The sequence below is a fragment of the Haloarchaeobius salinus genome, from assembly GCF_024464185.1.
Classification (GTDB): Archaea; Halobacteriota; Halobacteria; order Halobacteriales; family Natrialbaceae; genus Haloarchaeobius; species Haloarchaeobius salinus.
Genome location: NZ_JANHAU010000005.1, coordinates 187,916 through 200,113, shown reverse-complemented (window position 1 = coordinate 200,113; position 12,198 = coordinate 187,916). Strand labels below are relative to the sequence as shown.

Sequence of the window (12,198 nt, the reverse complement as noted above, 5' to 3'; positions counted from 1 at the left end):
TTCAGCTCCAGCAACGGACGATGAGCAGCCCGTTGTGCGTCGCTGCGGCGGTCGCTGTCACCGTCGGGAACCCGTATCCCACGACCCGCACCAGTGTGGCTGGCCTATCGTGACGACGACAGAGCAGTACGCCGGTCTCCGTGGCGACCGTCACCAGCAGTACACTGGCGACCGAGAACCAGACCAACGCGGGGAGGACCCCGACGGCCTCGAACCCCGCACGTACGACCGGGTTCAGCTCCTCGATGCGCTCGAAGAACGAGAGACCGACGAACGTCGTTCCGGCGTCGAGTGACTTCGCGACCGTCACCGATGCGATCCCCAGGCCAGCGGTCGGTCGTCGTATCTCGGGCGTGGAGGGTGCAGTTTCCATTCGGCCATCCGGATGGGAGCAGACCCCTTCGTTAGCTGGAACGTTCTGATAGTATCGACTTACCGGGCGTGAATGCACCACGACCGACCATTCGCCCTCCCACAGGCGGCTCTCCCCCGCTGACGGCGGATATGTGCTCCCTTCCCGTTCCGTAGCGAGTTTGTAACAAAATACCCTGATACTGTGCACTCTCACCGTATGTCGCGCAGCCCAGGGACGGACAGTCAGAATCGCCACGAGTTAGGCGACTGTCCACACTGTGGGACGCGACTAGGACGGGGGGATGTGCTAATCAGCTACACCGAAGGCGACCAACAGCGCCACTGGGCCGACTGTCCGAACTGTCGTGAGATAGTCCACCCACAGGGAGTGCGGGAGTGAATCGGAGCCGCGCAACGGGGGCAGGCGAACCATCGGCGGGCCGAATCGTTGGCGCGCTTCCGGGGCGATACTGATCACCGTCCCCGGCGGGCAACTTCGGCGACCCGAGTCCAAGGGGCGGCTCGTGTCGGGTCCACATCTCGTCGTGGTTCCATACCCCGTAGCGACGGCCTATCGCGACTCTCCGTCCCGCTCCCCACGTCACTCCGACTGTCGGCGACACCGGGGAGCCGGGGACGAGACAGACGCCTCTCGCCCGGACGGGACTCACCCCGTGAGGAGCCGTCGACCCAGTGTGGCACCACGACCATCGAACGGCCGCCAACCCGTGCAAACCCGAACCCACCAATGACAAGCCAATTCGACACCCACCTCGACAACAGCTCACTCACCGTCGAGCTGTTCGTCTGTGCATCGATGTACGGAACGTACGAGAAACAGAACGACGTCATCCAGCGGATCGAGCGACTCGCCGACCGGGGCGTCGTCGACGAGTTCGAACGGCACACCTGGACACGTCGACTGTCACCCGCTGCAGAAGACACCTGGTGTGAGTTCGCTCGCGAGAAATACGCGGAGTTCACCAGGTGGGCAGAGCTGTCCGATCGGACGCTCGAACCCGCGTTCACGAGGCGGTCGATCACCAACGAGTTCGTCGGAGAGCACTACGAAGTCATCCAGTTCCCGATACTCTCGATCGCGATCTACGCGGACGACAGACTGGTCCGACTCTCACCGTCCGTCGACGGTGACGGTGTGGCCTACACCATCGAGGACTCGCTGTCCGAACTCGAACGGCTGGCAGAACAGCCGGTCCACCAGCCTCAACACGTTCCCGAACCGTAGTCACGCGAGCCCGAACAGTAGCCGCGGACCGTCGCCGGGCCACGGACCGTCGACGGACACCCACCACCGTTTCAGCAATTATCGTCGTGGTATCGGTTCGACCAGCCTGGCGTCGACCGTACCAGTGGTTCGTGCCAGACGCCGGTCGGGCCAGTCACGAACCGGGACAGTGTCCGGATCGATGCGGTCCATACTTCTCGAGCACTCCTGCGAGTCGGTGGGCCGTTCACCTCGTGAGGAAGCGCAGTGGCTGGAAGACGTACGGGAGTGTCGTTAACCAACAGAGCAGATGTTGGTTAAGGAACTTTGCTCAAGGGCGTCGCACCGCGCTCGCCCATCGACCGGCAATGAATCACGTCACAGGCAGAGGCCGACGGATCCCGTCTACCCTCCCACCACACCCCCACCACCGTTTCAGGAATTTCACTAGTAATCGGAGACTACCCAGCCGGTGGGGGACACCCACCACCGTTTCGAGAATTCGCACGCCAGTCCCCGTCCCGGTGGGCGGCCATCCCTCGGAGTAGTAATCGGATACGATTGCCAGTTGGGTCGAGCGACTCTCCCCCCGTGTCAGTTGGACGATCCCATAGTCGGGACACCCCACCACTGTTTCAGGAATTCTCGCCGCGCCTGCAGTCGGGACGGGTAATCCACCCATACCGATATCGATCGACCGACCCTCCAGTAAGACGGGACGCCCCCACCACCGTTTCAGGAATTCGAGACGGGGACACTGGTCGATTCCACTGTGCAGTTTCTCGGTCCGGGGAGAAGGGTGTTCGCGTCGGTCACGTCCATCGACGACCGACACACACCACTGTTTCAGCAATTCAGCTAGACGAGAGATCGGTGGTCGAACACAGACTGATGGTCGAACATAGACTGGTGGTCGAACACAGACTGGTAGTCGAACACAGCCACGTACCCGGGACACCCACACCACCGTTTCGGCAATTCACCGGTGAAACTCTCCCCAGGAACCGAGTCGGTACAGAGAGACGCGAGATGGGGCACGGCGTCGAACGACCAGCTGTCGCGATCCAGATGGGGAAGTTCGGGGAGCGAAGCTGACGAACGGACGGGTGGAAGGACGGATAGACGGTGGCCGCCGGGCGAGAGGACGGTTTCGAACAACTCTCGGTGTCTGGTCGATCAGTACCGCACACCCACACCACCGTTTCAGCAATTCGTCGCAACAGAGACCGGGGGTCGGGTCTGCAGAGACACCGTCGAGTTGGATAGCCAACACGAATGAGACGGGAACTGTGATAAACAAAAAATTATCTCGGGTCCTCTCCTCGCTAAACAGTTTCTCGACGGCTTCTACTTCCACCCTTACTACTACTAACCGTTAACGTTATAAATAATAATATAAGGGGATGGACGACGTTCGTGGACAGAACGGCTATCTTTACCCATTGAAACGCCCGAGTTCCAGCCCTACCCGGCTCGAGGGACGGTTCTCCCCCCTCCCCACCTTCTCCGGCGAATTCCCGAAACGGTGGTGTGGGTGTGGTGGGTCCGCGACCAAATTCCAGACGTTCTCGACATTCCTGAAAGCAGGGCTTTAAGTAACCGGCGCGTGTGTTCACTGCGTAATGACCCAGTTCTCCGAGACCTCGCCGATCTTCAAACGTGAGGAGGTCCTCCGAGAGGAGCACTATCCGGACGAACTCCCGGAACGGAAGGGGGAGATGGACGACCTGCACATGTCTCTCGCACCTGCAGCCCGGGGTGTCGGAGCGAACAACGTCTTCTTGCACGGGAAAGCTGGACAGGGAAAGACGGCCGCAGCACAGGCGAAGCTCTCGGAGCTCCAGCAGCACGCCGAGGAGGAGTCAGACCACCTCAACCTCACTACGGCCTACGTCTCGTGTGAGTCGCACGACCTCTCGACCTCCTACAAGGCCGCGTCCCGGATCTACCAGGAGCTCACCGGTGAGACGAGACCGACTGGCTACGCCACGGACGTCGTGATGGACATGATGTTCGAGGCGATGAACGATATCGGCGGCACGATCATCATCGTCCTTGACGAGATCGACACGCTCGGTGACGACGACAGAATCCTCTACAGCCTCCCCAGAGCACGGGCGCAGGGATACGTCGACGATCACGTGTTCCCGAGCATCATCGGTATCAGCAACGACCTCCAGTGGCGGGACAACCTCAGTCCGAAGGTCAAGAGCTCGCTGTACGACGACTCCGTGCTGTTCTCGCCGTACGACGCGACGCAGCTCCAGCAGATCCTCCGTCGACGGGCTGCCAAAGCGTTCCGCGATACGGAACTCGTTCCCGTCGAGGGGGCGACGAGCACGGGAGACACCGACCGAGACAGCGGGTCGACGAATTCGTCGACAACGTCACCGACCGGGACGGCAGGTAGTGAACCAGAGGAACAGCGGACTCACGACGAGGCGGCCGTCGATGGAACGACGGAACCGGTTGGTCCGGAGATCGAGGAACCGGCAGGGGACCAGCCGACCGGTCCGTCGGATGGGACACCTGTGGACGGGACACCTGTGGATGGAACACCGGTACAGGTCGACAACTCGGGGAAGGAGTACATCTTCCGGAGCGAGATACTCACCGACGACGTCATCCCGCTCATCGCCGCGCTGTCCGCACAGGACACCGGGGACGCTCGGCAGGCGATCAAGTACCTCCGGAAGGCGGGCGAGCTGGCCGACAAGAGCGACGAGACGATGGTGACCGCCGAGCACGCTCGGGAGGCCCAGGCGCTCGTCGAGCGGGAGGCAGTCGTCGAGGCGATGCGGGAGATGACGACGCAGGCGCACCTGGCGCTCGCGGCCCTCACCGCACTCGAACTCTCCGGCGACGCCCCCGTCCGTGCGAAACCCATCTACGGGGTGTACAAGAGCATCGCGTCGGAGGTCGACGCCGACAAGCTCGGGCAGCGCCGGTTCAAGGACCACCTTCGCGAGCTGGATATGCAGGGTATCGCTGACGGGGAGAAGGTCGCCGCCGGTTCGATCGGCGGTCCCGCCTGGCAGTACCAGCTCCAGGTGGATACGGAGATCGCCGTCGAGGTGCTGAAGGACACGACGCGTGTGGCGAACATCAACTTCAAGACCATCGGGGACGACCGTTCGCTCCCCTGAACTGTCGACCCAGCTGGTGTCGACTCGAAGGTGTCCGCCGCGACACACCACCGTTTCGAGAATTGGGGGAGCCAGCGTCCCCGGATTCGAGAGCCAACACGGTTCCAGGAACGGTAGGGGTTCTCGCTGCTGGACTCTCGGTTTGCAGGCTCGCCACTTCCATGGAGGGGGAATCGGCATCGGTATTTAACCCGGTGTACGTGGAACCGACAGACGAGAACGATGTACGACACGCTCCTCGTTCCGACGGACGGTAGCGACCACGCTCTGCGCGCAGCGGAGCACGCCCGATATCTGGCCGAACTGTTCGACGCGACGGTTCACGTCGTCTCGGTCGTCGACGAGACGGAAGTTACCGGGGCGTACGACCTGGCCGCAGATGATGAGGGAGCCGAGACCCCACCCGAAACCAATGCGGAGGCTGCAATCGATACCGTGGTAGGACTGATGGACGGGTCGGTCGATATCCAGCGGGAGGTGCTTCGGGGGACACCGGCCGAGGCGATCCTCGGGTACGCCGACGACCACGGGATAGAGCTCCTCGCGATGGGGACGCACGGTCGGACCGGCGTCCACAGGTACATCACCGGCAGCGTGACCGAATCGGTCGTGCGCCACGCGCGATCACCGGTACTCACTGTGCGTTCGGTCGAGGAGAGCCGTGTCGAGGGCTCGTACGACGAGGTGTTGCTTCCGACCGACGGCAGCTCGGAGGCCGGCGGTGCGGTCGAACACGGACTCGCGATCGCGAAGCAGGCCGACGCTCGAGTACACGTGGTGAACGTCGTCGACGTCGCCGGCCTCGGTGCGAGTCCGGAGTACACCATGCCGACGAGCGTGCTGGAGAACCTGGAGTCCGGCGGCGAATCGGAAACCGAGGCGATCGCGGAGCGAGCGAGGGACGCAGGGCTCGAGGCGACGGCGACGGTGCGCCATGGCTCGCCGGCCAGGGAACTCCTCGAGTACGCGACGGAGTTCGACATCGACCTCGTCGCGATGGGAACCGCCGGGCGATCGGGAATCGGTCGGTTCCTCCTCGGAAGCACGACAGAACGGCTCATTCGGCACGCCGATGTCCCGGTCGTGGCGGTGAACAGCCATGAGTCCCCGAGTGAATGAGTCCCCGAGTGAGTGACCGAAATGGATCATGACTGCGACATTCGACGCCCCGTTCCAGTCACCGCCAATTAACCAACGAGTCGTAATGTTGGTTAAGACGGTGTTCGGCCGCTGCTGGGCTCCCTGCAGTCTCCCCTCCGTCCGCGCCAACTCCGGTAACCCCTACCCAGCCCCGACGAGCTCGTCCGCGACAGCGGACAGCGACTCGACCCGGAGGTCCGGGGACGGTCCGAACGGTTCCCAGGGTGTTCCCTGCCGGTCCACCCAGGCTGCCTGCATCCCGGCGTGAACGGCCCCGAAGACGTCGAACCAGCCGGCGGTAACGTGCAGGATCTCGTCGACGGGTGTCCCGGTCCGGTCGGCGGCGTGTCGGTACAGTGTGGCGTCCGGTTTGAACGTCGACACCTCGTCGGCACTGATGCTGTCGACGACCAGGTCGTCGATGGCCGCGTGCTCGACCATCGACTGGAGCATCGCGGGGTCGCCGTTCGAGAGCACGTACGTCGGGATACCGGCGTCGTGCAGCCGTTCGACGTTCTCGGGGACGTCCTCGAACACGTCGAGTTCGTGGTAGACCGCGAGGATCTCGTCCCGTTCGGCCGTCCCGAGCTCCACATCGTTCGCGAGGAGTGCGTACTCGAGTGCGTCCCGGAGGATGTCGTAGAACCGGACGTAGCCGTTGATCTGGTTCGCGACGAACGTGTACGCCAGCGACCGCGACCGCCACAGACGGGAGACGGGCTCCGGGTCCGGAACTCTGTCGGCCAGTGCCTCGGTTGCCGCCGTCACATCGACGAGAGTACCGTAGGAGTCGAACGTGACCGTCGTTACACGGGATGCTTCGAGCGACATACAGGGTAGCATGGCGGGAGAGTCGCATAGTTCCCAGGGTATCGTGCGACAAGCCGACCAGACCGGCCGGGGGTGGTTACCTTCCAGACACTCGAACAGTTACAAGCCAGGGGGTCGAGGGTTCGGGTATGTCCGACCCGTTCGTGATCGTTGGCGGCGACGCGGCAGGACTGAGTGCGGCCAGCAAACACAGGCGAGAGAACCCCGGCAGGGAGGTCATCGTCTTCGAGAAGGGGCGTTGGGTCTCCTACGCACAGTGCGGCATGCCGTACTACGTGAAGGGTGAAGTCGAGTCGCTGATGGACATGTTGTCGTTGACCCCGGAGAAGGCGGCCGAGCGGGGCATCGACCTCCGGCGGGAACACGAGGTCGTCGGCGTGGACACCGACGCGAGCACCGTCACCGTCGATGGTCCAGACGGGCGGTTCGAACAACCATACGGTGAGCTGCTGGTCGCGACCGGTGCGCGTGCCGTCTCCGACCCCATCGAGGGTGCCCGACTCGACGGTGCGTTCACCATCCACGGCATGGACAGCGCGGCGGCGGTCCGGGCCTTCCTCACCGACCCCGAGAACCCCGAGTTCGCGGAGCCGGACGTCCCGTACGTCGACACGGAGCTCGTGGAACGGTTCCTGTCGAGGGAGCCCCCGGAGACGGCCGCAATCGTCGGTGGCGGCTACGTCGGCGTGGAGATGGCGGAGGCGTTCGCCGCACACGAACTCGACGTCCACCTGTTCCAGCGACCGGACAGGCTCCTGGAACCGTTCGGGGAAGCCGTCGGGGACGAGGTGGCCGGGACGCTCCGGGAGAACGGAGTGAACCTGCATCTCGGCGAGGAGGTCGACCGGCTCGAATCCGACGGCGATGGGGCTGTCGGTACGGTCTGTTCGTCCGCGGGGACGGTCGACGCCGACCTGGTGGTCGTCGGCATCGGTATCCGTCCGAACAGTGAGCTCGTAGCCAACACGCCGGTGGACCTCGGGGAGTCAGGGGCCATCGCGACCGACAGGTACGGCGAGACCAGCGTCGATGGGGTGTACGCGGCGGGTGACTGTGCGGAGATGCGCCACACGGTCACGGGCAGTCCGGCGTGGGTGCCGCTCGGGCTGACGGCGAACCGGGCGGGGCGGGCGGTCGGCCAGACCGTCGCAGGCGACCCGACCCCGGTCGGGGCGATCGCGGGGACGGCGGTCGTGAAGGCCTTCGATATGGAGTGTGGCCGAACCGGCCTTGTCACCCACGAGCGCGCTCGAGAGGCGGGGTTCGTCCCCGTCTCGGAGACCGTGACTGCGGGTTCGCGCTCCGGCTACTACCCCGGTGGCTCCGAGACGACGGTCACCCTGACGGCCGACCGGGGGACCGGCAAGCTCCTCGGCGGGACCATCGCGGGGAAAGACCGGGCGGCGATCCGGATCGACATCGTCGCGACGGCACTGGAGAACGGGATGACCGTCGACGAGCTGGAGCGGACTGATCTCGCGTACGCACCACCGTTCAGCCCCGTCTGGGACCCCGTGCTCGTCGCGGCGAAGGTACTGAACGGAACACTCGAGGACTGACCTGCAGTTGCGAGATGGGACGGAGACGTCGCACTCCGGACGCCATCCAGGCGGGCGTCACTCCGTCGGTTCGGTCAGGTGTTCGAGTCCCCAGTCCCGCATCGAGACGATCACCGGCTCCAACGACGCGCCGTGTTCGGTCAGCGAGTACTGGACCCGGAACGGTTTCTCGCTGACGATCTCCCGGTCCACCAGTCCCTTCTCCTCGAGGTTCTCGAGGCTGTCGGAGAGCACCTTCGAGGAGATCCCGTCGACATCGTCCTGGAGCTCGTTGAACCCGCTCGGCCCGTGTTCGAGGAGCCGGTGGACGATGACCGGGTGCCACTTCCGTCCGATCAGCGAGGCGGTCGTGGTCACCGGACACCAGTCCTCGCCGGCACACCAGACCTCGAGTTCCTCGGTGGCGGTCGAGTCACCTGTCTCGTCGGTCATTGACGGTCCATCTCCGTGCTCGATATTAAAGGTGAGTAGAGGAAAGTGGATATCGGACCGAAACCATGCTGCCCTGCCACTTCCAGCCGACGTGCTCCCGGAGTGACTGGGTGGTACCGACACATGCGTGCTGTGCGCTATCTCGATGCTTACTCTCTAGTATTTGACCGTGAGAGGCGTATCTACCCCATGAACAGACGTAGCTTCCTCGGAGCCGGGGCGCTGGCGTTCGCGACGGGGGTCGCCGGCTGCACGACGTTCGAAATGCGAACCAGCGAGGCGACGATGGAGTCGATTCCAGCGGACGGCATCGAGCGGATCCGTATCAGCAACGCGGTCGGCGACGTGAGCGTCACCGGGGCGGACATCGACCACATCGAGTACCGCGCGGAGAAGCGCCTGCGCGGTGGCGAGAACGACTTCGAGCGACTCACCATCACGGCGGCCCGGTCCGACGACCTGTGGGAACTGACCGGCGGCTACAGCGGCTCCGGGTCCGTGTTCGAGGACCGCGGGAGCATCACCCTCGACGTCAGGATGCCCCGCGACCTCGTCGTCGAGGCGGTCGACGTGGATGTCGGTCGTGTGACGCTCCGTGATACGACGGGCGACAGCGTCGTCCACGTCGGTGTCGGCAACATCGAAGCTCGACGCGTCGACGGGTTCCTCGACCTCTCGACCCAGACCGGAGACATCGAGGTGACGGACATCGCCGGGCTCGACCACGCGAGCACCGACATCGGCGACGTGCGGGTCGAGGTCCGTCGGCTCCGCAGGGACGTCGACGTGACGGCCGACATCGGTGAAGTCGAGGTGAGCATCCTTGGCGACCTGGATCTGGACCTCGACCTACGCGGGAGTTCTGTGAGGAGCGACATCGTCCTCGGCGACGAGATCCGCGAGGACGACCACATCACGGGGCGCTTGAACGCCGGTGGGCACCGCCTGCGGGTCCGGACGGACCTCGGGGAGGCGGGGATTCGAACGCTCTGAGACGGTATCTGAAGAATCCAAACCGTCGACCATCGACCGAGGCCACCGCCCGTATCTCCTCCCGCGGCGGCATGGCGATAGATCCCGAGTCGCCGTTCGGTCGATCGCCCGCAATGATTCCTGCCTCGCCCGACTGCCCCGACGACTTGAACTGTCGTTCGGTCCCGGTGGGGTCACTCGAGCGTCGGGAACAGTGCCGCAACGTCCGGCCGCTCGTCGAGGAGTTCGTACGCGCCGTCCGTGACCGCGACGTGACCGGCGGTCCGAAGGTGCTCGAGGTGGGCGTACGCCTCGCCGGGGCCGTGGAGGATGTGGATGCCCTCGAGGTCGCCGAACAGGTGGGCGCTCACGGTCCACGCGTCGGCGGGTCCGTGGGTCCGAAGGACGTCGACGACGCGGTCGGTCCGCTCGCGGTGGTGGGCAAGGATGTGGCGCGCCCGTTCCGCCGGCTCCTCGAGGGGCTGGCGATGCCCGGGATAGGCGACGTCGAACCCACCGTCGACGATACGGACGAGTGCGTCGAGGTAGTGCTGCAGTGCGTCCTCGTCCCTGACGTCCGCCCCGCCGACGTTCGGGGTGTACTTCGGGAGCAGTGCGTCACCGCTGAACAGGGCTCGCTCGTCGCCGTCGTCCAGCACGAACCCGGACTGCCCGACTGTGTGGCCCGGGAGGTGCCAGACCTCGACCTCTCGGTCGCCGACTGCGAACCGGTCACCGTCGTCGAACGGCTCGACCGATGCGTCCTCGTCCGACCAGAGGGCGTCGTCGGCGAGGCTCTCGTGGAGCTTCGCGGCCGCCGGTTCGGGCATCCCCCAGTGGTCGAACAGCGCCGAATGTCGGTCATCGAAGGCGGACAACGCGGTCGAATCGCGCTCGACGAGAGCGGCGTCCGCATTGTGGACGCGGACCACGGCGTCGCCGGCCGCCTGCACCGCCCCTGCACCGCCGGCGTGGTCGCCGTGGAAGTGCGTGAGCAGCACCTGGTCGACGTCCGCGAGCGAAACCCCGACTGCGTCGAGTTCGGCACCGAGTTCGGCCCGTACGGTCGGCTGTGCGGTCGCGGTGTCGACCAGCGTCGTCGGCCCGTCGGTCTCGGTGCCGAGCAGGTACACCGCGTTCGCCCCTTCGAACTCCCTGTTGTCCAGCTGGATCCTGTGCACGGTTACTGCGGTGGAAGGGGACGAGGGGTCTTAGGTTGTCGACATCCGGAAACTTGATCGTGGCAGCGACGTCGGGAGGGACCACCAGAGCGAAGGGAATCCGCGACCGTTAGATTACTTGGAGCCAGCAGATGCCTTTCGAACCACCCACCCCACCTTCGGAACTCCCTGACGACCTCGTCGAGGACCTCGCGGACTGCTCACCGGACCAGCTGCGAGAGGCGGCGAACTACGCCTTCGCGCTGGCGAGCCACCGGGAGCGCGAGGACCGGCTCGGGGAAGGCGAGAGTCCGGAGTCGCCGCCGGTGCCCGACAGCAGACCGGCGGAGGTGCCGGCGAAAGCAAGCCTCACCACGAAGACCATCAACGACAACCGGTACTACTACTGGCAGTGGCGCGAGGGCGACCGGGTGAAATCGAAGTACTACGCCCCGGTCGACGGGCCGGACTGAAGGGCTACGGGTCAGAGGGTCGCCGCAGCATCGACCAGCATGGACGTTGCGAGCAGGAAGACGAGCGCACCGGCCAGGACCTGAGTGGCGGCGTGGACGCGCTCGCCCCGTGTTCGCGTTCTGGCGAACAGGACCCCCGCACCGGCCCCGAGGAGGCTCATCGTGACGGTGATAGCGACAGCGTAGGTCAGGACCGCGAGCCCGACGGTCTCGACGCCCAGTTCGGGGAGGAGGGTCGACGTGAAGACGATCATCGACACAGGCGGGGATAGCGTGAACAGTGCCCCGACGAGTCCGGTCTCGAGATACGCCCGGGTGGTCGTTCCGTGGTCGTGGCCGTCCAGACCGGGCAGCGGCGGCTGGACGTGCGGATGGCTGTGGGTTTTGTCACCGTGAGAGTGCTCGCCCGTTCGCATGACCGCACGGAGCCCGGTCAGGGCCATTGCACCACCGAGAAGCCCGAGGAGAACCCCGACGCCGACCGTCCCGACCACGTGGAACGTCGCCGGGAAGGAGGTCCTGCCGACCAGCGCGTAGGCGATGATCACCCAGAGCACGACGAGCGCAACGTGCCCGGCGCTGAAGCAGGCACCAGCGATCGCGGAGAGCTTCGAGTCGCCGTACTCCCCGGTGAGCGAGGAGATACCGGCCACGTGGTCGGGTTCGAGGGCGTGTGTGAACCCGAGAACGCCGGCCGTCACCAGTGCGGCGACGAGGCTGGTTGTCATCCGTACGCCTGCTCCCGGGTACTGGTTTCCATTTCGTTTCGATCCATGGCAAATCTGTAGACGAACATGGGGCAAAGAAGTTAATGACTGTGCAAATTTTGACCAAAGGACGTGTACTTATTGCGTACCCACCGAAACCGCGTCCGTATGGTGAGTGAACAAATGACACGGCGGTGTC

12 protein-coding genes are annotated in these 12,198 nt (G+C 64.8%); 7 read left to right on the top strand and 5 right to left on the bottom strand.

The annotated features are described in order from the left end of the window. Position 1 precedes the first annotated feature (1 nt). Positions 2–373: a hypothetical protein gene (locus NO345_RS16190; protein ID WP_256300929.1), complete on the bottom strand. Its 372-nt coding sequence runs from the start codon at positions 371–373 to the stop codon at positions 2–4. A gap of 198 nt (positions 374–571) precedes the next feature. Between NO345_RS16190 and NO345_RS19995 the strand changes: the two genes are divergently transcribed. The 4 genes from NO345_RS19995 (at position 572) to NO345_RS16175 (ending at position 5,844) form a co-directional block, all read left to right on the top strand. Beyond that, on the top strand, positions 572–754 hold the full coding sequence (locus NO345_RS19995; protein WP_438266776.1) for a DUF7837 family putative zinc-binding protein: 183 nt from the start codon (positions 572–574) through the stop codon (positions 752–754). A gap of 348 nt (positions 755–1,102) precedes the next feature. Then, positions 1,103–1,600: an HTH domain-containing protein gene (locus NO345_RS16185; RefSeq protein WP_256300927.1), complete on the top strand. Its 498-nt coding sequence runs from the start codon at positions 1,103–1,105 to the stop codon at positions 1,598–1,600. Positions 1,601–3,201: 1,601 nt separating this feature from the next. After that, a complete protein-coding gene (locus NO345_RS16180; RefSeq protein WP_256300925.1) occupies positions 3,202–4,725 on the top strand; it encodes a Cdc6/Cdc18 family protein in 1,524 nt (507 codons plus the stop codon). A 222-nt stretch (positions 4,726–4,947) separates the two neighbouring features. Further along, complete coding sequence (locus NO345_RS16175; protein WP_256300923.1) at positions 4,948–5,844, top strand: universal stress protein; 897 nt, start codon at positions 4,948–4,950, stop codon at positions 5,842–5,844. Between the two features lie 162 nt (positions 5,845–6,006). Here the strand turns inward: NO345_RS16175 and NO345_RS16170 are convergent, their stop codons facing one another. Beyond that, entirely contained in the window at positions 6,007–6,696 is a 690-nt protein-coding gene (locus NO345_RS16170; protein WP_256300921.1) for a haloacid dehalogenase type II, read from the bottom strand. Positions 6,697–6,824: 128 nt separating this feature from the next. Here NO345_RS16170 and NO345_RS16165 point away from each other — a divergent pair, with 128 nt between their 5' ends. Further along, entirely contained in the window at positions 6,825–8,255 is a 1,431-nt protein-coding gene (locus NO345_RS16165; RefSeq protein ID WP_256300920.1) for an FAD-dependent oxidoreductase, read from the top strand. Between the two features lie 57 nt (positions 8,256–8,312). On the opposite strand, the gene NO345_RS16160 is transcribed toward NO345_RS16165, so the two are convergent. After that, positions 8,313–8,687 (bottom strand): winged helix-turn-helix transcriptional regulator, encoded by a 375-nt coding sequence (locus NO345_RS16160; protein ID WP_256300918.1) that lies wholly within the window; start codon positions 8,685–8,687, stop codon positions 8,313–8,315. A 189-nt stretch (positions 8,688–8,876) separates the two neighbouring features. Here NO345_RS16160 and NO345_RS16155 point away from each other — a divergent pair, with 189 nt between their 5' ends. After that, on the top strand, positions 8,877–9,680 hold the full coding sequence (locus tag NO345_RS16155) for a DUF4097 family beta strand repeat-containing protein (protein WP_256300916.1): 804 nt from the start codon (positions 8,877–8,879) through the stop codon (positions 9,678–9,680). 173 nt (positions 9,681–9,853) lie between these two features. Here NO345_RS16155 and NO345_RS16150 read toward each other — a convergent pair whose 3' ends face one another. Continuing rightward, positions 9,854–10,840, bottom strand: a complete 987-nt coding sequence (locus NO345_RS16150; RefSeq protein WP_256300914.1) for an MBL fold metallo-hydrolase — start codon at positions 10,838–10,840, stop codon at positions 9,854–9,856. A 131-nt stretch (positions 10,841–10,971) separates the two neighbouring features. Between NO345_RS16150 and NO345_RS16145 the strand changes: the two genes are divergently transcribed. After that, positions 10,972–11,292 (top strand): DUF6788 family protein, encoded by a 321-nt coding sequence (locus NO345_RS16145; RefSeq protein WP_256300912.1) that lies wholly within the window; start codon positions 10,972–10,974, stop codon positions 11,290–11,292. 11 nt (positions 11,293–11,303) lie between these two features. Here NO345_RS16145 and NO345_RS16140 read toward each other — a convergent pair whose 3' ends face one another. Then, entirely contained in the window at positions 11,304–12,020 is a 717-nt protein-coding gene (locus NO345_RS16140; protein WP_256300911.1) for a hypothetical protein, read from the bottom strand. Positions 12,021–12,198 lie beyond the last annotated feature (178 nt).